The organism is Paenibacillus sp. XP01 (assembly GCF_057364885.1).
The window spans coordinates 21,344-41,954 of sequence record NZ_CP139481.1 but is presented as its reverse complement, the minus strand read 5'-3'; the positions used below and the strand labels follow the sequence as shown (position 1 = coordinate 41,954).

Annotated in this window: 22 protein-coding genes and 1 riboswitch; of the genes, 1 reads left to right on the top strand and 21 read right to left on the bottom strand. The window is 49.4% G+C overall.

Going from position 1 to position 20,611, the window contains the following annotated elements; all coding sequences use genetic code 11:
* Positions 1-62 precede the first annotated feature (62 nt).
* From glmU to SNR34_RS00135, 12 genes are all read right to left on the bottom strand, one after another.
* Positions 63-1,451, bottom strand: coding sequence for a bifunctional UDP-N-acetylglucosamine diphosphorylase/glucosamine-1-phosphate N-acetyltransferase GlmU (gene glmU, locus SNR34_RS00190; protein ID WP_445259768.1), 1,389 nt, complete (start codon positions 1,449-1,451; stop codon positions 63-65).
* Between the two features lie 391 nt (positions 1,452-1,842).
* On the bottom strand, positions 1,843-2,127 hold the full coding sequence (gene spoVG / locus SNR34_RS00185) for a septation regulator SpoVG (RefSeq protein WP_017691372.1): 285 nt from the start codon (positions 2,125-2,127) through the stop codon (positions 1,843-1,845).
* 185 nt (positions 2,128-2,312) lie between these two features.
* Positions 2,313-3,140, bottom strand: a complete 828-nt coding sequence (gene purR / locus SNR34_RS00180; protein WP_339275463.1) for a pur operon repressor — start codon at positions 3,138-3,140, stop codon at positions 2,313-2,315.
* Positions 3,141-3,235: 95 nt separating this feature from the next.
* Positions 3,236-4,090, bottom strand: coding sequence for a 4-(cytidine 5'-diphospho)-2-C-methyl-D-erythritol kinase (gene ispE, locus SNR34_RS00175; RefSeq protein WP_236421365.1), 855 nt, complete (start codon positions 4,088-4,090; stop codon positions 3,236-3,238).
* Positions 4,091-4,235: 145 nt separating this feature from the next.
* Positions 4,236-4,412, bottom strand: a complete 177-nt coding sequence (locus SNR34_RS00170; RefSeq protein WP_236421343.1) for a small, acid-soluble spore protein, alpha/beta type — start codon at positions 4,410-4,412, stop codon at positions 4,236-4,238.
* 232 nt (positions 4,413-4,644) lie between these two features.
* Complete coding sequence (gene veg, locus SNR34_RS00165) at positions 4,645-4,920, bottom strand: biofilm formation stimulator Veg (protein ID WP_236421344.1); 276 nt, start codon at positions 4,918-4,920, stop codon at positions 4,645-4,647.
* A gap of 152 nt (positions 4,921-5,072) precedes the next feature.
* The gene (gene yabG / locus SNR34_RS00160) at positions 5,073-5,966 is read right to left on the bottom strand and encodes a sporulation peptidase YabG (protein ID WP_236421366.1); all 894 of its coding nucleotides are present in this window, start codon (positions 5,964-5,966) and stop codon (positions 5,073-5,075) included.
* A 91-nt stretch (positions 5,967-6,057) separates the two neighbouring features.
* On the bottom strand, positions 6,058-6,954 hold the full coding sequence (rsmA, locus tag SNR34_RS00155) for a 16S rRNA (adenine(1518)-N(6)/adenine(1519)-N(6))-dimethyltransferase RsmA (protein WP_236421345.1): 897 nt from the start codon (positions 6,952-6,954) through the stop codon (positions 6,058-6,060).
* A gap of 5 nt (positions 6,955-6,959) precedes the next feature.
* Positions 6,960-7,505 carry a ribonuclease M5 gene (gene rnmV / locus SNR34_RS00150; RefSeq protein WP_236421346.1) on the bottom strand — a complete coding sequence of 182 codons (546 nt, stop codon included), beginning with the start codon at positions 7,503-7,505 and terminating at the stop codon, positions 6,960-6,962.
* Between the two features lie 150 nt (positions 7,506-7,655).
* Entirely contained in the window at positions 7,656-8,843 is a 1,188-nt protein-coding gene (locus tag SNR34_RS00145) for a resuscitation-promoting factor (protein ID WP_236421347.1), read from the bottom strand.
* 267 nt (positions 8,844-9,110) lie between these two features.
* Positions 9,111-9,362, bottom strand: a riboswitch (cyclic di-AMP (ydaO/yuaA leader).
* Positions 9,363-9,602: 240 nt separating this feature from the next.
* Positions 9,603-10,373, bottom strand: a complete 771-nt coding sequence (locus SNR34_RS00140; protein WP_486180919.1) for a TatD family hydrolase — start codon at positions 10,371-10,373, stop codon at positions 9,603-9,605.
* A gap of 123 nt (positions 10,374-10,496) precedes the next feature.
* Complete coding sequence (locus tag SNR34_RS00135) at positions 10,497-11,774, bottom strand: HD domain-containing protein (RefSeq protein WP_343262700.1); 1,278 nt, start codon at positions 11,772-11,774, stop codon at positions 10,497-10,499.
* Between the two features lie 358 nt (positions 11,775-12,132).
* Here SNR34_RS00135 and SNR34_RS00130 point away from each other — a divergent pair, with 358 nt between their 5' ends.
* The gene (locus SNR34_RS00130; protein ID WP_024633700.1) at positions 12,133-12,387 is read left to right on the top strand and encodes an AbrB/MazE/SpoVT family DNA-binding domain-containing protein; all 255 of its coding nucleotides are present in this window, start codon (positions 12,133-12,135) and stop codon (positions 12,385-12,387) included.
* 279 nt (positions 12,388-12,666) lie between these two features.
* On the opposite strand, the gene rsmI is transcribed toward SNR34_RS00130, so the two are convergent.
* The 9 genes from rsmI to SNR34_RS00085 form a co-directional block, all read right to left on the bottom strand.
* Positions 12,667-13,548, bottom strand: a complete 882-nt coding sequence (gene rsmI, locus SNR34_RS00125) for a 16S rRNA (cytidine(1402)-2'-O)-methyltransferase (RefSeq protein WP_486180918.1) — start codon at positions 13,546-13,548, stop codon at positions 12,667-12,669.
* Positions 13,549-14,337, bottom strand: coding sequence for a tRNA1(Val) (adenine(37)-N6)-methyltransferase (locus SNR34_RS00120; protein WP_236421351.1), 789 nt, complete (start codon positions 14,335-14,337; stop codon positions 13,549-13,551).
* A gap of 75 nt (positions 14,338-14,412) precedes the next feature.
* Positions 14,413-14,781 carry a DNA replication initiation control protein YabA gene (gene yabA, locus SNR34_RS00115; protein ID WP_236421352.1) on the bottom strand — a complete coding sequence of 123 codons (369 nt, stop codon included), beginning with the start codon at positions 14,779-14,781 and terminating at the stop codon, positions 14,413-14,415.
* A 29-nt stretch (positions 14,782-14,810) separates the two neighbouring features.
* Positions 14,811-15,611 (bottom strand): PSP1 domain-containing protein, encoded by an 801-nt coding sequence (locus SNR34_RS00110; protein ID WP_236421353.1) that lies wholly within the window; start codon positions 15,609-15,611, stop codon positions 14,811-14,813.
* Positions 15,612-15,694: 83 nt separating this feature from the next.
* Entirely contained in the window at positions 15,695-16,666 is a 972-nt protein-coding gene (holB, locus tag SNR34_RS00105) for a DNA polymerase III subunit delta' (RefSeq protein ID WP_236421354.1), read from the bottom strand.
* A gap of 9 nt (positions 16,667-16,675) precedes the next feature.
* Positions 16,676-17,119: a YaaR family protein gene (locus SNR34_RS00100; protein ID WP_339275460.1), complete on the bottom strand. Its 444-nt coding sequence runs from the start codon at positions 17,117-17,119 to the stop codon at positions 16,676-16,678.
* A 393-nt stretch (positions 17,120-17,512) separates the two neighbouring features.
* Entirely contained in the window at positions 17,513-17,842 is a 330-nt protein-coding gene (locus SNR34_RS00095) for a cyclic-di-AMP receptor (protein ID WP_236421356.1), read from the bottom strand.
* Positions 17,843-17,919: 77 nt separating this feature from the next.
* A complete protein-coding gene (gene tmk, locus SNR34_RS00090) occupies positions 17,920-18,549 on the bottom strand; it encodes a dTMP kinase (protein WP_236421357.1) in 630 nt (209 codons plus the stop codon).
* A gap of 201 nt (positions 18,550-18,750) precedes the next feature.
* The gene (locus SNR34_RS00085) at positions 18,751-20,445 is read right to left on the bottom strand and encodes an aminotransferase class I/II-fold pyridoxal phosphate-dependent enzyme (protein ID WP_486180917.1); all 1,695 of its coding nucleotides are present in this window, start codon (positions 20,443-20,445) and stop codon (positions 18,751-18,753) included.
* Between the last annotated feature and the right edge of the window lie 166 nt (positions 20,446-20,611).

Here is a 20,611-nt window from a genome sequence, read left to right as displayed (position 1 = left end):
CTGCGACATGTCGGCACCTTCCGGGCTTCCGGAAGGAAAAAAGGAATATAGATATCCCGAGTTTACTCGGACTTCGCTTGTTTCTTTGCTTTTGCACGGCCGCGAATCTTCTCCGCATAGCCCGCTTTATTCTCTTGGCGTGGACGCGCAATGGCGAGATCGTTATCGGGAACAGCATGGGTAATCGTGGAACCGGCTACAACGTATGCTCCTTTTCCGATCGTTACCGGTGCAATGAGATTGACGTTGCTGCCCACGAACGCATCGTCTTCGATTGTCGTCACTGCCTTATTATATCCATCATAATTCACCGTTATTGCACCACAACCAATATTAACGTTTTTGCCCACTTGGGCGTCTCCAACATAACTCAAATGAGACACTTTGGAGCCTTCATCAATTGTAGCATTTTTCACTTCGACAAAGTCGCCGATTTTCACTTTGCGTCCCAATTTGGTGCCTGGACGCAAGTTGGCGAACGGACCCACGGTCACTTCGTCTCCAATTTCGGATTTCGAAACAACCGAATGTTTGATGGCCACGCCGTTATGAATGACACTATCCTCAATATCCGCATGCGGCCCGATCTGGCAAGCCTCGCCGATCGTCGTTGTTCCTTTCAGAACGGTCCCCGGATAGAGTACGGTATCTGCTCCAATCGTAACATCTGCCCCGATATATGTCGATGCCGGATCAATGATCGTAACCCCGTTCAGCATATGATGTTTGGCCAAACGTTCGCGCATGAATCCTTCCGCCTGGGACAAGGCCAGTCGGTCATTGACTCCGATCGATTCAGCGATGTCATCCGACATGTATGCTTCCACAACTTCACCTTCGTTACGGAAAATGCCGATCACATCCGTCAGGTAAAATTCCCCCTGAGCGTTCTCGTTCGTCACTTTTTCCAAGGCGGCAAACAGTTTTGCATTATCGAAACAGTACGTCCCCGTATTGATCTCTTTCACTGCATCTTCCTGCGGGTTGCAATCCTTTTGTTCCACGATCCGCAGTACGGACCCGTCTTCACTGCGAATGACGCGGCCATATCCATGAGGTTGATCCAGATTTGCCGTTAAGACGGTAGCTGCCGCCCCTCGGCTTTCGTGAAGCTCCATCAGTCCTTGCAACGTCTCGCTGGTTACCAGCGGTGTGTCGCCGCAAACGACGATCGTCGATCCTGACTCGCTTCCGAGCAGATCCTTTGCCTGTTTAACGGCATGCCCTGTACCCAACTGCTCGGCCTGAAGCGCATATTCCGCCTTTGTACCCAAAAAGGCTTGCACCGCTTCGGCTCCATGGCCAACCACGACGACGGTACGCTCAACACCTGCCCGAAGCGCTGCATCCAGTACGTGGCCAACCATCGGTTTGCCGCATACGGGATGCAGCACCTTGTACAATTTCGACTTCATTCGTTTGCCTTGCCCTGCAGCAAGAACGATTGCCATTTTTTTCAAAATCCACGACCTCCTGTTCTGAAAATCCTCATTGACATCCCCTTTTGCGAAGCCTTGTCAACGAGCAACGTTCAGCCGGCTTGAGCCGGTCTTGTTCATCAACCACTGTCTCAGTCATGACACGTAACAACGCGGACACCGATCATCGCAGTTATACGTATACGCCATTATCTGTAAGCCTTCGAATGTCACGACGCTTTCAGAATACGCCTGCCGTATATATTTTTGCGCACGCATATTACCCATGCGAAACATGGGAACACAGTCGCTGCGCAGATCTCCTGCATGAATAAACTCAATACTGAATATATCTTATTCCGGACAAAAAGAAAAGAGAGCCATAAGACATGGCTCTCTTTTCCTTTGAACCCCAATAATGTTCTCAGGCACCTTCTTCAATGACTTCTTCCTCAGTCGCAGCACGGTCATACTCAGTCAAAACAGCAGCCTGAATCTTCTCGCGCGTTCCGGAAGAAATCGGGTGGGCGATATCACGGAATTCTCCGTCAGGAGTCCGCTTGCTCGGCATTGCAACAAACATTCCGTTGTTGCCATCAATGACGCGAATGTCATGAACGACGAATTCGTTATCGATGGTAATGGATGCGATTGCCTTCATTCTCCCCTCAGAGTTAACTCGGCGGAGTCTGACATCCGTAATTTGCATGTGTGTTCACCACCTTTTTCCATCAGAACTTGGTGTATAATTCCACACAGCATATACGAACTCCTTCTTTTAGAACCATAAAAATGTCCTAATATCAGGAATTTTTTTATTTAATACACAATTCGACAGTATTCATGTTTGATCGATGGAATAGAAGCTTTCTCGACACGTAAACCGTCAACATTTTACAGATCGAAGTAGTTCCCCGGCTTCACGGAAATCTGTCTGCTCTTGGCGTCAACCGCCGTCAGCTTGGCCAAAGAGACGTAATCGGTCAGCAGTCTTTCCTCCGAATCCACCGCTCCCGATTCCACCAAAACGCCTACACCGGCAACCGTTGCATTAAACTCGGCCAGCAAGTCGATCATCCCTTGAACCGTTCCTCCCGCTTTCATGAAATCATCCACGATCAGGACCCGGGAATGCTCTCTCATAGCCCTGCGGGACAGGGTCATTGTATGCAGGCTTTTATGGGACCCGGAAACGTAATTGATACTAACAGCCGATCCTTCCGTAGCCTGATGGTCCCTGCGAACGAGAACGACAGGCAGGTTAAGTTGGGCTCCGGTCGCATACGCCAGCGGTATTCCTTTGGTCTCTACCGTCATGACCACATCGATATCCATACCGCCAAATGCCGTGGCGAAAATTTTGCCTGCCTCGTTCATCAGGGAAGGTTCACCTAGAAGATCCGACATGTACAGGTACCCTCCCGGCAAGATCCGATCCGGTTGTTCCAGTTCACTGCATAATTTTTCAGCAAAATGAAGAGCATGTTCTCTGGATACTTTCGGTATCCACTTCACTCCTCCAGCCGCCCCAGCCAGCGTTAAAAGCTCGCCCGATCCACCTTCTTCGAACACTTCCTTGATAATCGCCAAATCTTCGCTAATTGATGACTTCGCGGCACCGTAACGTTCGGCAAAAGTGGTGAGCGGAATGACTGTATGCGGTCTTGCCAATAAGTACTGCGTCATTTCAACCAGCCTTGCGCTTCGTTTTAATTTCTTCACAGAGATCCATCCTCACGATCACGGAAACATCCAAATCCGAATAATTATCTAAAAATATAACACCTTTATACGTGTTTGTACATTAAAATGTAAATTTAAGTCAACATGCGTACCGCATACACTTCTTTGCAGAAACCGCGAAGCCCGTTGTATATGCGGGCAACCTTCGATTCCTTCGAGACAAGCCCGAATACGGTTGGACCGCTCCCCGACATAAGAACTCCATCCGCCCCAAGCCGGATCATGGCTTCCTTCAGATGCCGGACTTCAGGATACAGCCGCAGCGTCACGTCCTCAAGCACGTTTCCTAATTGTGCGCACACCTCAGGGAATGATTCGTTACGTATGGCTTGCTCCATTTTCTCCGCACTTGGATGCCGAACGATTTTGTCGCTGCGGAATCGCCCATATACGTCCGCTGTGGATACGTTAATAGGCGGTTTGGCCAAAACGACCCAACACTGCGGCGGATTCGGAATCGCCCGAAGCTTCTCTCCCCGGCCTGTGGCGAGCGCTGTTCCTCCCGTAATGCAGAACGGAACGTCCGACCCTAGCTCGGCCCCGAGCTTCCAGAGCTCTGTGTCGGGGATATCCAGCTTCCAGAGACGGTTCAAGCCGCGCAGGGCAGCCGCTGCATCGCTGCTCCCTCCGGCGAGCCCTGCCGCCACCGGAATTTTTTTATCCAGATGGATGTGCACGCCGGTCTTGACGTCATAACGCTCCTTGATCAATCGGGCTGCTTGAAAAGCCAAATTTTTCTCATCCAGCGGGATATACCCTGCCTGACTGGAAATGACGATCGTGTCGCGTGGAAGCTCCGACATTTCCAACCGGTCGGCAAGATCAACCATCGTCATGATCATTTCCACTTCATGAAATCCATCGCTTCGTTTATGTAAGACGTCCAGCATCAAATTGATTTTAGCAGGCGCTTTTTCGTAAATTTTCAAGGCGTTCACCCGTCCTCACCTTTTCCCTAAGACAACTTAACATATTATATCAAAATGGGACTGTCAAGTCATTGCCATTCGCCATGTATGGGGAAAAAGCGAGGTGCTCCTAACGGATTCCCCCGCCCTTTAGCTTTTAAACCACTTACGATTTGCGCGCCGCCTGCTCTGCCATCTGGATGGCCCGTTTCACCATGTTTCCAGCATCCTTGGCTTTGATGCCCCCCCAGCCCTCCTGCTGGATCGTATCATAAAAACCAAGATCCTTGGCGAGCTCGTATTTCAGCTCTTCCGACATTACGCTTCTTCTTCTCCGACTCATGCCATCGTCCTCCTCGTATAAATTAAACCATGATTAGTCCAGACCACCACAGTGATTCATGCTGCATATCCGTTACAGGCATCAAACCTAAGGGTAAAGCATATGGTTTTGAGCCTGTCCGCATAGTATGCCAAGTGCCCCTGCGTCTCATTCCTGTCTTCGCGGAGAGAAATATGCCGGAAACGAAAAAATGCGGCTCGCCTGATCGGCAAACCGCATTGTCAAATCTTGCTTACGTCTCCATGAAGGAATTATCGGTAGATTGGCCGGGATCAACCACCATGACCTCCACCGACTCCGTAAGTATATCGGCATAACTGTAAGAAACTCGCTTAAAGGTTTCGTGTTCCTCATCGAGCTTGACAATAAAAACAGAAGGGTACGTTTCTTCCAATACTCCTGTACGCTCAATCGTCTTGCGGCGGCCACCATTGGCGCGCAGCATGATCTTCTGACCGATATGAGCATCGAGATTGCGTTTGATATCCAACAGCGTATTTTTAGCCATTGTCGACGACCACCTCTTTTCTTGTCCATTATACCTCTTTTTACAGTCAATGTCAAATTAAAGACAAATATTATATCAACCTGTAAAAGCAGTTGTCAATGAATTTTTTTGCAACAAAAAAAGCCCCTGTTTGGGACTTCCTCTGCCCACCCTTACACAACCGATGGATTGACTTTGAGCGTAGATAAATCGTTGAGCCCCGGCAAACCGACGCGGTAGCTGCCTCGGGTTTCCACACCGCCAACTCCCTGGCTGCCACTAATGGTATTGTGCAGAATATCATTCATGTTCACCGTTTCCCTTACCGAAGTAAATGCTGCCTTTGAAGCCACGTATACGGGATCAAGGGCATGAATGAGTATACGGCCCGGCGAGCTGGCGAAGTTCGCCCCTGCCCGCAATAAAGCTTCAAAATGGGACTGGCAGGCTCCCGCTACGATGGTGAGTGCATCCAAGTGGCGTTCGTACTGGCGTGCGACCTGGATGGCAGACACGAAGTTTTGGGAGTTTTTGTAGCTCGAAAGACTATACAGGTCATAGGGCTGACGGGACTTCAGCACTCCATCATGCCCCGTGATCACGACAATGTCGGGACGCACTTGGGGTAAAAGGTGGTACAAGGTATCGGCCATTGCCGATTCATGCACATAATGGCCCTCGGCCGGCACGCGGAGCTGTTCGTACAGATTCATGCTTTTTTTCAGATAATTGGGGTCGCCGTCCAGATGCAGCACCTTACCCGGCATTTCAAAGTAGGCGGGCTCTTGGGCAGACCACTCTTGAAGCAGGCCTTCCCGGTTTCGTTCAGCCTGGTCCATCCGATTTTGCTGCAGACGCGTGAGCGTCTGGTGTGCTTTCACATGTGCGCGTCTCGATTTGTCACTCTGCGCCTCTTGAGTCACCTGTATCAAATCGTCTAGCGGGGAATCGGCCAGCAACCGGAATTCGGTTCCCTTGATGATCGCTTTATCCAGTTGAAGGACCTCTACCCGAAAAGTTACGTCTCCGCCATATGATCTTCGAACGACCAGATCTCCGACATTCATCAACATCATCACCTCTACCCCATCGTATGGGCAGGAACCCGGATTGGTTCATCCAAACCGAAAATGTGAAGAACGAACGGGGCTGGGAGCCTTAATCGCGAATGCCTGCTTCCCACATAACGGTACTAAGCGCTGCGTATTCCTGAAGGCTGAGTGTCTCTCCCCGTCTGGAAGGCTGAATTCCCGCCTGTTCAAGCAATTGATCGGCTTGTTCCCGATTTTCCTTGGTGAAAAATCTGGCTTTGAGATTGTTCGATATCGTTTTTCTCCGCTGCGCAAAAGCAGCCTGAACCACTTCGAAAAAGAATGCTTCGTCCGGAACCCGAACAGGAGGCTCATCGCGGACCTTCAGCCGGATGACAGCCGATTCGACATTCGGCTGCGGAATAAAGACAGTATGCGGCACGATGCAAACCAGCTCTGGTTCGCTGTAGTATTGAACCGCAATGCTAAGGCTGCCGTAGTCCTTGGAGCCCGGAGCAGCTGCCATGCGCTCTGCCACTTCCTTTTGAATCATGACCACGATGCGATCTACCGGCAATTTTTCCTCGAGCAGCTTCATCATGATGGGTGTGGTCACGTAATAAGGCAGGTTGGCCACCACGCTTACCTTGTCCACCGAACCAAAATCATTGCGGAACAGCTCCGCCAGATCCAGTTTCAGCACATCTCCATGCTGCACTCTTACGTTGGAATACGGCTCCATAACCTCGTCCAGAATCGGCAGCAGCCGCTGGTCGATCTCTACGGCTGTTACAGTCCCCGCTACGCGAGCCAGGCGTTCTGTCAATGCCCCAATGCCGGGACCGATCTCCAATGCACCCTTGGACTCGTCCAGATCGGCAGCGTCTACGATTTTATTCAAAATATTCTGATCGATCAGAAAATTTTGGCCCAGACTTTTTTTGAAGGAAAATCCGTGTCGAGCGATAATTTCCTTCGTGCGTTTGGGTGTAGCAATTTCCAACCGTTCTTCCATGCCCTTCATGCTCCTCACATTCCTTCACGTTCAATTTTTGCCAGAGCGGCCAGGAACTCCTCCCGGGTAATCTGGAACACGCCCAGCCGCTTGTGAAACTGCTTGCCGTTGCAATAGCCGATACCCAGCAGATTGCCCATCTGCATCCGGCGTTCGGAAGCCCTGGGATGAATGATCAATCCCGCCTCGATCAGATCTTCCCAGTCAATCAGGCTAGGAACCCCTTCATACGATGTGTGAACGCGGGACAACGCCAGACGGATCGCCTCCGGCGAAGCATTCTCCACGCCAATATCGCCCTTGCGGGTAGCATCCGCTTCCGGAATGAACGCATGCTTGCAGCCTGGCACCTTATTCGCAATAATTTTGCGAATGCGCTCTCCGGCATGGTCCGGGTCGGTCAGCACGATGACTCCCCGTCTCTCCTGGGCAAGCGCAATGCGACTCAGGATGCGATCATTGATGGCCGATCCTCCCGTTTCTATCGTGTCGGCTTCCACCGCCCGCCGAATCGCTACCGTATCGTCACGGCCTTCCACCACGATCACTTCTTTTATCATGTTCGATTTCTCCCTTTCTAACGCAAAAAGAAGAGGAGGACCCTCTTCTCTGGCAAACGACGTGAAAAGCATTTGCTCCCACTGTCGCATATTCCGCATGATTCAATCATGCACTATTTTATAGCATTCCCTATTTAAAGTAAAACGATTTTAGTTCAGTTCCGGCTTCACCGGACCGATGACATATACCGTCTTGCCTTTCTTTCTTCCGAAGTTCAGGGCATGCTTCACGCTATCATAATAAACATCGATTTTGTTTCCTTTGATTGCCCCTCCCGTATCCTCTGCGCGACGGAAGCCGAGGCCTTCGATGTAAACCCACCAACCGATCGGAATCACTTTCGGATCCACGGCAATGGTGCGTCCTTCGGTTACCTTCGTACCGGAAGCCGTTTTGGTTCCGATTCCCGGTTCTTCGGCGGAGTACGCCGTCATGGTTACGTTTTTGAGGACTTTGGAATATTTGAACGTCGTGCCCGAAACCGTGATGACCTTGCTGCCCGAAGCAGACTTTTTGGTCGAGCTTGCCGTTGTAGCCGATTTAGTTTTCGAAGTTTGGGCCGATACGGTTTGAACCACAGGCTCTTCCTTGACAACCGGTTTTGCTTTGGTTCCCACCGCAATGACTTTATCCACGCGATTCGTAGTCACCGTCTTGCCGACCATTTTTTTGGAGACCAATTCTCCATCCTGAAATACCTTTTCGATATGCTGCACCAATGTGCCTTCCTTGCCATTCACGATGACTCGATTGTCACCCTTGTACAGGCTCGGGTCAGCCGTTTTGACCACTTTATATGCGATCGGCTGTTCAACGTCGACTGTACGCTTTGTTACCCGCACTACGCGAATTTTCATATCTTTCTTGATCGAAGTATCCAAGGCTGGATAGATTTTGTCTTCATTCCCTACGGTGATGCCTGCCTTTTGAATGGCTTCTTCCACCGATGCATCCGTTGTATACAGAGTCTTGGTGTCTCCGTCTGCCGTAACATTAACTGGAACAGCACGCTCGATGACGATGCGATCGCCATCCGTAATGGACCCGTTCAATGGCATGGATACCTCATCGTGAGGCCCTACCGTGATGGATTGCTCATCCAGCAATTCCTGAAGCAATCCTGTACGAGTCTCAACCTCTTGAGATTTGCCGTCAATCACCAGTGATATTTGTTTTCCGGCCTGACCATAAACGACTAACAAGATCATGATTGTAAGTGCGATTGAGAAAATAGCGATCAACGCAATTTGACGCAAGTTCTCATGCTTCCACCTCAACGCGTAAGACTTACTGGATGATCGTGACTCATGGGTCTCCTCTGGTTGGAATGCGCCCACTTCTCCGTCCTCCTTCATAGCCCCGCCGTCTAAAGTAATGCATGATGTCTTTGACGCGACTATACCGAAATTTTCTACAGAACGGGTCAAAACAACAACCGGCTCTGCACCATGAACCCTTCTTCGCAACATGAGATCAGTCATCCTAAAAAGAACTCTATGATGACCGCATTTCTTTTATTCAAAAACAAAAAAGCCAAAGAAAGAGCTAAGAGGACTCTTTCGTGGCTTCCGAATGATTTTGAATATCGGAAATTCATGCACGAGATTACCTCTCTTTTTCCGCTTGCGAGGTTAGCTGTCGGGTTCGGACGAAAGAGAGCCGCCCTATCTCCGGTCACCCGCTCATGGCGGATACCCTTGAATTCACCCCGAGACCCAAAGAAGAAATCAAATACGGCTTCGCAGTCCATCCGCTGCTTTTGGGTCAGCGAATGACGCGGATCGGGAAATTCACCGATATTCAAGCCCTATTGGTTCCCCCGCTCTCCGTGTTCGGAGACTCAGCGAGACTGGTTCATGAAAGTAAACGCTGCGTTCAAGGAAGAGTCCCTTTTGCTATCCCCCGAACATCTGTCCTTTTTCCACGCAACAATTCACTGAAAAGATGATATCCTGTTTCGATGCATGTTGTAAAGCAGCATTCAACTACGTTTTTCTAAATATTTGGTTAAAATATTGTAATAAACTTCGTTTATTTGGATCAAAAAGCAAATTCACTCCGTCTAGCTCGTTTTTTCACCTGAATTACTCCGATTTTCAACGAATCCCAAAACGTCCCATGGCATTTTTGTTCGTAATTGCCGCAATTTCCTCGACCGATACACCCTTGATTTCGGCAGCTGCCTCAGCCACGAGGCGAACGTGAGCCGTCTCGTTTCTCTTTCCTCGAAATGGATGAGGAGTAAGATAAGGGGAGTCGGTTTCGATATAAAACCGGTCCATCGGCACCTTGGCGAGTACCTCTTTTGGCTGCTTGGCATTTTTAAACGTGATCGGTCCACCGAAGGAAAGGTCAAAGTTCATATCCAGACAAAGTTTTGCCGTTTCCCAGCTCCCCGAAAACGAATGCATCACACCGCCGACCTCTGACGCCTTCTCTTCACGCAAAATTCTCACAATGTCTTCATGCGCGTCCCGGTTATGAATGACAATAGGCATCTTCAGCTCGCGAGCCAATCCGATCTGCTGGCGAAGAACGCGATGCTGAACATCCTTGGGGGAGGTGTCCCAATAGTAGTCAAGCCCGATCTCGCCAATGGCTACGACTTTTTCGTGTTTGCACAAATCAGCGATCCATTCCAGGTCGCCCTCCTGCATGGTGATGGCATCTTGGGGATGCCATCCGACCGCGGCGTAGATAAACTCGTACGTTTCGGCAAGCTTCATGGTGGATGGAATAGTTTCCCGATTAAAACCGACATTAATCATGCGTCCGACGCCAGCGTCGACAGCACGTTGAATGACCTCCTCCCTATCCTCGTCGAATTGCGGCGCATCCAGGTGCGTGTGAGTGTCGAATAACATCATGGTTACATCTCCTTCTCCTTAATGGTCTGTCCGGAAAAAAATAATGAATTACAAAATTATGTCGATCTACATTTACTCTCCATTAAAGCAGATTACTGTATCATAAAAAAAATAAGTGCAGCTTCAAGAAAAATAACGGCGTATATGGGCTGGAAGATGGTGAAGAACGGCATCCACTTTATCCTGCGGATAATACAGATGATGCTTTCCACGCTGTATGCCGCTAATCGAACGAACAATATCGGATACCTCGGATAATTCATGCAATTTATCTTGGCGATCCAGCAGCAAAATCTGTTTCTCCGTCGATTCGTCCGGACGAAACACATCATACGGAAGATCAGTTGGAAAATCAATTTCGACATCGTACTCGGGCTCCAGTCCCACTTCGGCGAAGGCCTTCCGAATGTCATCCATCAACGCTACGTCATGCTGTTCAATCTCTACGTATTTGTACAACCTGCGATCCATGAAGCGTTCGCACAGTTCTCGAAGAATGGCATCGTTCTCCTTACGCCATTGCATAAAGGCGGTCTGGATGAGCGCTTCATCCAATTGCAAATACTCCTTGACCGAGAGCGATCCCTCAAACAGCTGCGGCAGGGGATCCAGCATGAAACGGAAGTTAAAATTCTGCTTCATCAGTTGTTTGGCCCGTTTGAATATTTGCCTAAGAATGATTTCAGAGCTTCGTGTTACCGGATGGAAATAGATCTGCCAGTACATCTGATAACGGGACATCAGGTAATCTTCCACCGCATGCATGCCCGACTCCTTGACGACGATTCTGCCATGGTAGGGCCTCAACATTCGCAAAATTCGATCAAGGTCGATCGTCCCATAATTTACGCCCGTAAAATAGGCGTCGCGCAGCAAATAATCCATTCGGTCCGCATCCAGAGGGCTTGTGATCAAATTGACCACAATAGGTTTGTCGTATGTTTTCTGAATCACGGAAGCGACTTTCTCCGGAAAGTCGGAAGCATACCTTCTCAGAATCGCCCCCACTTCGGTATCGCCAAGAATAATACGACAGGTCCAATCTTCATGATGCATATCGAATGCCTCTTCAATGGAATGGGAAAATGGACCGTGCCCCAGATCATGCAGCAATGCTGCACAAAGGGCCACAATCTTTTCTTCTTTTGGCCAATCAGGATAATGGCTTCGTTCAAACTGCGAGATGATTTTGCGCGTAATCTCGTATACGCCAAGCGAGTGGGAAAACCGGCTATGTTCCGCACCATGAAACGTGAGATAGGATGTCCCTAACTGACGGATGCGACGCAGCCGTTGGAACTCGGGCGTGTTGATCAATTGCCAAATGATTGGATCTTGCACATGAATGTAATTATGTACGGGATCTTTAAACACCTTTTCTTCCGTCAAGCGCTGCTCCATGTTAACTCACTCCTTTAAGATGATTTCCTGATCTAAGTCTACGATACGTTTGTTACTGCAGTTTATTGGATTTTGGCGAAAAGCACATCAACCATTCGACAAACAATGACGAATTATGTCGAATACAGTGATTTTGTCGTCTTCCAAATCGACAAAGCCGAACTTCGTGTCTATTTGCGAAAAAACTGCCCCAATCCCTTGCCCACCGTTACCTTATCAAAAATAACCTTAATTTTAAGCAAATTTTAAGGTTGACTGTTTTGGGAATCGTTGGTATGATGAGTATCATAAAACATAAAATAATGTCGAATAATGACACTGAACTACTGATAGTTAGTTGAGAGGAGCACTGATTATAATGATGAAATCAACAGGTATTGTAAGAAAAGTAGACGAACTGGGACGGGTAGTTATTCCAATCGAATTGCGTCGTACTCTGGGTATCGGCGAGAAAGATGCTCTTGAAATTTACGTTGATGGCGAACGCATCATGCTGAAAAAATATGAGCCAGCATGCATCTTCTGCGGAAATGCCGAAAACGTGACATACTTCAAAGGTAAAATTGTTTGCAACGAATGTATTTCTGAAATCCCTGCACCTGTGACAAAATAAGAAAGATCAGGTATAATGGACTTATAACATTGTTAATTCTAACCTTTTTATATTCCTTGGTTGCCTTCCCGATGTGAACCCCATCGTTGGAAGGTCTTTTTTTTGGAGCTGCCCAAACCGCTCGATCCTGTCTTAGGGCATTACCCCGTAATCATCAAAGGAAACGATGAAAAATTTTTTTTCGTCGCTTCCTTTTTTCATATTTCTTTAATATTACATTAAGGTTGAAAGTCATCCATTTTAAGGATACGTTCTCCTTTTTCAGGAACATGCAAACCATTATACCAAAGCATTGTATACCTCGCGTTTCGATAAGCCTCGGTCCGTCGCCGTTTTTTTCATCGCGTCTTTCCGGTTGAATCCTTCTGATTCATAATGGCTGACGTGTTCCTCCAAGGACATTTGCTGCCACCATGCTTCTCGCTCCGCCTTGCGCTCTTCCTCCCGAATGCCCTCCACCAGAAGGCAGTACTCGCCAAGCGGAGGGTGCTCATCCAGCCATTCCATGCACTGGCTAATACTTCCCCTCGCAAATTCCTCATGCCGTTTCGTCAGTTCACGTGCAAGCACAACCGAACGATCGCCGAGCAGCTCTTCCAGGACGGATAACGTTTTGCGTATACGGTGCGGCGATTCATAGAACAACAACGTTCCATTGGATTCATTGAACCCTTCCAGCACTTTGCGCATGTCCTTTTTCTCTCGCGGGAGGAATCCGCCAAAAGTAAAGCGTTCCGTCGATAGTCCCGACACCATGAGCGCCGACAACGCGGCATTGGGACCGGGGATGGGAACAACGCTAATTCCGGCTTCAAGAGCCAGCTTGACCAGGTCGGAACCAGGGTCGGAAATGGCCGGCAAACCGGCATCGCTAACCAGCGCCAAATTTTTTCCTTCTATTATATAGCGTATCAGTTCAGGCCCGCTGGCCACCTTATTGTGCTCATGATAGCTGAACAGCATGGATGGCGTAATTTCGAAATGGGTCAACAATTTTCGCGTTTGCCTCGTGTCCTCTGCTGCAATAATGTCGCAGCTCTGAAGTGTCTTGATCGCACGGAAGGTCATGTCATCCAAATTACCGATCGGAGTTCCTACCAAATACAATTTGCCGTAATGCTCCGGTTGGTCGGCAAAACTCTTTTGAACGTGCAGCGTCATTTACTCTCCTCCTTCCTGCCCAAGTTTCGAATTCGTGGAGCCATAGTAAATCTCCATAACTTCATCACAGTATGCCCCCTCTTCATTATAAACAATGAGCGGCGGCAGCATCCTTACTTCAGGCTTGCCTCCCTTGTGTGCCTCGATCAATACCATATTGGCTTCAAGATGGGCGCGTGGATGTACCAAACGGATCCGTTTCGGTTCAAGCCGGTACTGCCTCATGAGCGATATTATTTCAGCAAGCCGCTGTGGTCGATGTACCATGAACACCTTGCCTCCATGACGAACCAAACGGGTACACGCCTGAATGACCTCCTCCAACGTACATCCCAATTCATGTCTTGCCATGGCCTGATGTACATTGACCTTGATGTCGCTTCCGTTTAAGGGCATGTAAGGAGGGTTCACGGTAATCGCATCATAGACATCATGCCCGGTTTGTTTCACCCAATCGCGCAGATCTCCCTCGTGGATTGTAATGATGTCTTCCAGACCATTCAACTGCACGCTGCGTCTGGCCATATCGGCCAACCTCGGCTGAATTTCGATCCCCTCTAGTCGGGCCTGCGTTCGCGTCGATAATAGAATCGGGACGACTCCATTTCCGGTGCACAGATCCAAGACTCGCCCATACTTGGGTACAGCCGCAAATCGTGCCAATAGAACTGCATCCATGGAAAAACTGAAAACTTCATCGCTTTGTATAATGTTCAGATCATGCGTCAACAGATCGTCAAGCCGTTCAGACTCGTATAGTGGCACTGAATTCACCTTCGTCAATTGCATTCATCCTCCGGTATACTATCCTTCAATGTTTCCAACCTTGAAAAAAAACCGTAGGGGCTCTTCCCTACGGTCACATCATTTATTAAGAAAAGACAGGCAGAACAGACAATCGCCTTCCGTTCGCAAATGGCCATAATAGACATTGCAGATATGGAACCCTTCGTGATACAGCCGAGCCAAATTGTCGTATCCTTCGCCCACCACGTCTTCGCCCGGATCGGGGCCAGCAGGCCTCGCTACCGGAGCGAGTGCGGAGGACACAGGCAACTCTGCCGGCGTTTCACGTTTCAACAGTTTGCGTAACTGCTCATTCTCAATGGTAAGCCGCTGATTATCTTCCAGCAGCTCCTTAACAATCATTTTTAACTCTCCCAAATCACTGTGCAATTGACCCAATTGGGTTTCCATCTCATGAATATGCGTAAACAGATTTTTCTTTTCCAAGTTTCCACCCCGAAGCAACCTATAATGGTTTACTTGATAACGACGTCATCCAGCGGAAGTTCTTTGACTTTACTGATCTCGAACAGTTGAACATGCACCGTACGATTGCCTGCGTTAATGGCGACCACTTTCCCTTCACCCAAGGAGGTGATAACCAGCTTGCCAACGGCCGGTAGTTCTTCCTTTACGCTTTCGTAATTATCATGCTCGAATTTCAGACAGCACATGAGCCTTCCGCACAACCCGGAAATTTTCGTCGGATTCAGTGACAAGCTCTGATCCTTGGCCATCTTGATGGATACCGGCTCGAAGTCTCCCAGCCAGGAGGAACAGCATAACACGCGGCCGCAGGGACCAATACCGCCAAGCATTTTGGCTTCATCCCGAACACCGATCTGCCGCAGCTCGATCCGCGTACGGAAAATGCTGGCCAAATCCTTCACCAGCTCCCGGAAATCCACCCTTCCTTCAGCCGTAAAATAAAAAATGATCTTGTTGCGATCAAACGTAAACTCTACATCGACCAGCTTCATTTTGAGTCCATGGTCTCTGATTTTATTTAAACAAGTACCGAATGCTTCCTTGGCTGCACGCTTGTTTTCGTCAACAACCCGGGCATCAGTCTCCCCGGCTACGCGAATGACTTTTTTAAGCGGCAACACTACATCGGACTCGCTTACTTCTTTCTTGCCAACAACAACCTTACCGTACTCAACCCCCCGCGCTGTCTCCACGATAACGCAGTTTTCTTTTTCAATGGGAAGGTCCAGGGGATCGAAGTAATAAATTTTGCCCGCTTTTTTGAAACGGACACCCACTACACTATACAAAAAATTAACCCCCTCGTAAGCCAACCCCACTTCGTCTGAAGCCCTGTATTCTTATGGCAATTCCGCCGAAGTGATCACAAGTCTTATGCCAGACCAATCAAAAATTGCTCCAGACAAAGCTGGCCATTGACATTGAAACGCAATTTTTTCCTGCATGCCGCGGCCAAATCCATATAGGAGACCCACTGCTCTGTGCTTCGGGTATGTGCCAATTGAGACAGCATGTCCAACTGATCTATAAAAACGATATGTTCATGCCTACCAACCTGGACATACAGCATATCCCTGAACCAAATATGGAACAGGCTGAACAGCATGTCCAAATGCTCAGAGAGTCCTGTTTTAAAAATTTTCTGCTGCGCAGATATCAGTGATGTACTGCCTCTGCCCAGGGACTCCTTCCCTAATTGTAACATTACGTTTCTAATTTCTGCAAACCAATTCTGCTGGAGGATTTCTCTACATCCTTCCAGTCCCGAAGCCAGGTGAACGGCAGTACGAGCCAGATTTCCAGTATATCCTTCCAGCGTCAACGCTTGCAGCATTTCCTCAGGATGGAGTGCATTAAAAGGCACGAGCTGTGCGCGTGAACGAATGGTCGGGAGCATGGCCTGGCCATTGTCGGTAATCAGAATGCCTACCGCCGGAACCTGGGGCTCCTCCAAAAACTTCAGCAAGCTGTTTGCAGCCTGCACCGTCATTTTTTCGGCCTGTTCAATAATATATACTTTCGGGTGTTCTGCCTCTGATCGATATGAAAACATCCGTTGCAGATCCCGGATCTGATCGATCTTGATGGTGCTTCCATCCGGTGCAATCATCGTTAGGTCCGGATGGTTACCGTGCTCTACTTTACGGCATTCAAGACAATGTCCGCATGCATCATCCTCTAGCTCCGTGCAGAAAATAGCCTTGGCAAACGTAACCGCAGTCTGCAATTGGCCACTGCCCGTCGGGCCGCTAAACAGATATGCATGGCTTATGGCCTGTCGTCTCAAACTGCTCTGTAACATTTGCTTGGCCGCCTGCTGGCCCATAATTTGTTGAAAGGACATGTTTCCTCCTCAGAAGCTTAAATTAATAAGCATTCCCCGAATTTCCCCAACCTGCTGTAATAGCGTAATCTTGCCTTCTTCCGTTTCCAACAGCTCATCCGCCATAGCGAGTAACGCAGAATCGACCTCATCAATTAGTTTATACCGCTTGCCTCTTCCCCGGCGATCCCATCCACGCGTTTCCTTCATCGATACGCCGCGGCGCACCGTCTCCTCCAGGAATCGCTTAACCATAGTTTTGTACGCCTTCAGTTCACGGATGGTCATAGAGCGGGCAAGCCTCTCACCCTGCATCTGAATCTCGCTTAATCTGCGATTCAATTCGGCCTGAGAAGCACGCTCGCCCTGATGCTGCATCATATCGGAAAAGCTTTTCGACTGAATCGGCTTGGATCCGGTATCGGCCGAACTGATCCCGCTCTGCATCGGCCTGAAGCCAGGATTGATTTTCATAAAACGCCCGCCTTCTGTTATAGTAGGTGATCGACCATCAGCACAGTACGCGCTGCGCCTGTGCATGGAAGAAAACCCTTTTTCGATTTCTGACGTTCAATACACTATATATAATGGTAGAAAAGAGTTCGTCGTACAACATCGAGCCGTCATCGTTCTCCAGCCAAAAGATACCCGCTGAACACTGGCCGATCAGGTTTGTTCATTTTGGACGGAGAACGAAGTCACGTAAGGTGCTAACGGCACTAGACACATTTATATTTCATGGCCTATATCCATCATAACACAAACGTATGTCTAAATTTACTCTCAGGGAAGCCAGACCGCGCATAGCAGAAGGTTTAAATGCCATATCGGGTACTGTTCCGCCGAGGTATATATGTTCTGATCCGATTAAAAATGTTCGAAGCGGTCTACCGGGAGAACAAATACAGTGGCCCCTCCCACTTGCACTTCCACAGGCAGCGGCAGGTACGAATCGGTTGTACCGCTCATTGGAGTGACCGGAGTCACGAGCTGTTCACGAACCTTACAGCTGCTGCGAATGACGTTCATTACATTCTCAACCTGACCGTCGTCAACACCGATCATAAACGTGGTGTTTCCGGCCTTCAGAAATCCACCGGTACTGGCCAGTTTGGTTGCCCGAAAGTTTGCTTTTACCAATGCACTGGACAATCGGTTGCTGTCTTTATCCTGTATAATCGCAACAATCAGTTTCATCCTGCATTACCTCCTTCAGAATTGGCATTTCGGAAATGCCTTGCCTAATATATTTGACAATTACTCGCCAAACTCCTTCAATATCCCTCGTCCAGCGACAAAATCATCGCCTTTGCGACCTCATCAGGTGTGCCCGATGCGTCAATAATGCGAATGCGTTCCGGAAATTGTTTTTTCAAGAGCAGGTACCCTTCCCGCACTTTGTGATGAAATTCGAGACTCTCCAGATCGAGGCGATTGACTTCGCGTCCCTGATGGGCATTAATTCGCCCCAGACCGACTTCTGGCTCGATATCCAGATAAAACGTAATGTCAGGCATCAGATCGCCGATGGCAAATCGATTGATGGTCCATACGTTATCCATGCCCAATCCGCGGGCGTAGCCTTGATAAACCAGGCTGCTATCGACAAAACGGTCACACACCACCGTCTTTCCTGCGGCAAGCGCAGGCTCCACCTTTTCAGCGAGATGTTGGCTTCTTGCGGCTGCATATAGCAGCGCTTCTGTTCGTGCATCCATTGCCGTATGAAGAGGATTAAGGATGATTTCTCTAATCTTTTCCGCGATTTCGATTCCTCCCGGTTCCCGTGTCACTATATACGGAGTACCCTTTTCACGAAAATAAGAATCCAAGCTGGCGATCATCGTCGTTTTCCCGGAGCCCTCTCCTCCTTCCAACGTAATGAATTGACCTCTGCCCTGCATATACTTCCCTGCTTTCTATATCGTTGATTGCGTCGGTTCTTGGTTGATTCGGCGACTGTTCATTGGCATGGGATGCGGTCTCTTGCTCCACATTATGAATCCATGCGCCCAGAGGTGTATGATCAGGCCCACTCATTGTTTCATGGGCATGTACAAATCATTGTTTCTCACATAATACTATACATGATCAAGCCCATGTGGTCAGCTATATGCAGATTTTTCATTCGATGGACCAAGCGTCCCATGCTCAGTGAACCCCTCTTTTTTGATTTTCAAAGTTTGCAATCGGGGATCGTAAGCACCGTGGAATTTAGCCCCTTCCTGGCTCAGAAGCTTTAAGCGCGCTGCCATGGCAGAAGTGATCCGTTCGCCAGGATAAACTAAAGGAATTCCGGGTGGATAAGGAGTAATCAACTCTGAAGATATGTGCCCAACGCTTTCCTCAATCGATACAGAAGACATGTCCCCTTCAAGAACAGGTTGCAGCGAAAAAGGAACCGGATCCGAAAAAGGCTTGGCATTTTCTAAATTGTTCCACGTGGAAATATAAGTCATCCCTACCCCTGAATCAGGCTGCGGCAATAATTCTTGCCCCGGGCGGTTGGCCTGATCGATTTCATCCAAAGCCCGAAGCAGGTGCCCCGCATCCTGCATCGTCGATCCGAGGCTGAAAAGCAAGACGACGTATCGCTCGTCGCTCATCTCAGGCACGCAGCCGCGGGCTTCCAGCTGCTGCTGCAGCCTGTAGCCGCTCAGCACCCCTGCGCCGTCATGAATGACGGCCTTGAACGGGTCCTGAGCGGTGTATCCTGCAGCGCACGGCTGTGCCGGCTGCAGGAGCCGAAAGCGCGGCAGCTCCGCAAGGCCGCGCCTGAAGGCTTCCACGGCGACAAGTCCCGCCGTGAAGGCTTCTGCGCCGTGCACATGCAGGTGCCGGCGCGCCAGATCGAGCGAAGCCATCAACGGGTAGGATGGGCTTGAGCTCTGCACCATGGCCAGGCGCTGCCTCAGCAGGGACCGGTTGATGCGCGGTCCCTGGACATGCAGCATGGCCCCCATGGTGAAGGCCGACAGCATCTTATGCGTCGACTGAACCACCCCGTCTGCTCCGCAGGACAGGGCGGACTTCGGCAGCTGCGGATGCTGGCCGTAATGGGCGCCATGCGCCTCATCCACCAGCAGCGGCATGCCTGCTGCATGGCAAACCTCGGCAAGGGGCGACAGATCGCTGCCCATGCCGTAATAATTCGGCGACGTGACGAGTACTCCCTTTGCCTCAGGATACGCTTGAACAGCAGCCTGGACCGTCTCTACCGACGGTAGGACCGCAAGTCCACTTGCAGTATCGACCCATGGCTCAAGAAATACCGCTTTCGCCCCCGCCAGCATCAAACCGTGAATCACGGACTTGTGCACGTTCCGCTGTACCAAAACGACACTCCCCGGTTCATTGCAAATCGTCAGCAGCAGCGACAGATTGCCAACCGTACTGCCGCCTACAAGAAAGAAGCTCTCCTCCGCTCCATAACAGTCTGCCGCGAGCTGCTGCGCCTCCAAAATGACACCCTCCGGGTGGTGGAGGTCATCTGTCCCGGTGATTTCTGTTACGTCCATACGCATCATATCCATAAACGCCATATCAGGCGTACTGGAAGATCGGAGAGAGCGGTGATCCATTTCACCTTTAACCGTCTTCCGCCCCACGAATTCGGAGGAGACCGCCGCGCCAGATGGAATGGCCTCCTCTACTCTTACACCTTCTCCCTCCGTTTTCGTTGGCATTCTACGATATGCTTGTCCATTTTTATGACCCGGGACATGGTAGGAACGGTTGCCTGATTCCCGGTAAGCCAGCAATGCTTCATATAGTGGTGCATGATGCGATCTATCGTTCATAAGTTACCCTTCCTGAACATTTAGAAATGAAATATCAAAATCAATATTATTATATCAGCTTATCTCCGATACCAAGCATTTGCGGACTCCCATTTCGGATTTCAACAGAAAAAGGCCTCACAGGGCCTTCCGTCTATGTTTGTCTCACATATATACGGCGATCATA

Excerpts from the sequence above, each read along its gene's own strand:
- glmU (WP_445259768.1), bottom strand. The coding sequence starts at position 1,451 with ATGGCAATCGTTCTTGCTGCAGGGCAAGGCAAACGAATGAAGTCGAAA.
- spoVG (WP_017691372.1), bottom strand. The coding sequence starts at position 2,127 with ATGCAAATTACGGATGTCAGACTCCGCCGAGTTAACTCTGAGGGGAGA.
- SNR34_RS00170 (WP_236421343.1), bottom strand. The coding sequence starts at position 4,412 with ATGAGTCGGAGAAGAAGAAGCGTAATGTCGGAAGAGCTGAAATACGAG.
- veg (WP_236421344.1), bottom strand. The coding sequence starts at position 4,920 with ATGGCTAAAAATACGCTGTTGGATATCAAACGCAATCTCGATGCTCAT.
- yabG (WP_236421366.1), bottom strand. The coding sequence starts at position 5,966 with ATGAATGTCGGAGATCTGGTCGTTCGAAGATCATATGGCGGAGACGTA.
- rsmA (WP_236421345.1), bottom strand. The coding sequence starts at position 6,954 with ATGAAGGGCATGGAAGAACGGTTGGAAATTGCTACACCCAAACGCACG.
- rnmV (WP_236421346.1), bottom strand. The coding sequence starts at position 7,505 with ATGATAAAAGAAGTGATCGTGGTGGAAGGCCGTGACGATACGGTAGCG.
- SNR34_RS00140 (WP_486180919.1), bottom strand. The coding sequence starts at position 10,373 with ATGATGTTATTCGACACTCACACGCACCTGGATGCGCCGCAATTCGAC.
- SNR34_RS00135 (WP_343262700.1), bottom strand. The coding sequence starts at position 11,774 with ATGGAGCAGCGCTTGACGGAAGAAAAGGTGTTTAAAGATCCCGTACAT.
- SNR34_RS00130 (WP_024633700.1), top strand. The coding sequence starts at position 12,133 with ATGATGAAATCAACAGGTATTGTAAGAAAAGTAGACGAACTGGGACGG.
- rsmI (WP_486180918.1), bottom strand. The coding sequence starts at position 13,548 with ATGACGCTGCACGTTCAAAAGAGTTTTGCCGACCAACCGGAGCATTAC.
- SNR34_RS00120 (WP_236421351.1), bottom strand. The coding sequence starts at position 14,337 with ATGCAATTGACGAAGGTGAATTCAGTGCCACTATACGAGTCTGAACGG.
- holB (WP_236421354.1), bottom strand. The coding sequence starts at position 16,666 with ATGTCCTTTCAACAAATTATGGGCCAGCAGGCGGCCAAGCAAATGTTA.
- SNR34_RS00100 (WP_339275460.1), bottom strand. The coding sequence starts at position 17,119 with ATGAAAATCAATCCTGGCTTCAGGCCGATGCAGAGCGGGATCAGTTCG.
- SNR34_RS00095 (WP_236421356.1), bottom strand. The coding sequence starts at position 17,842 with ATGAAACTGATTGTTGCGATTATACAGGATAAAGACAGCAACCGATTG.
- tmk (WP_236421357.1), bottom strand. The coding sequence starts at position 18,549 with ATGCAGGGCAGAGGTCAATTCATTACGTTGGAAGGAGGAGAGGGCTCC.
- SNR34_RS00085 (WP_486180917.1), bottom strand. The coding sequence starts at position 20,445 with ATGAACGATAGATCGCATCATGCACCACTATATGAAGCATTGCTGGCT.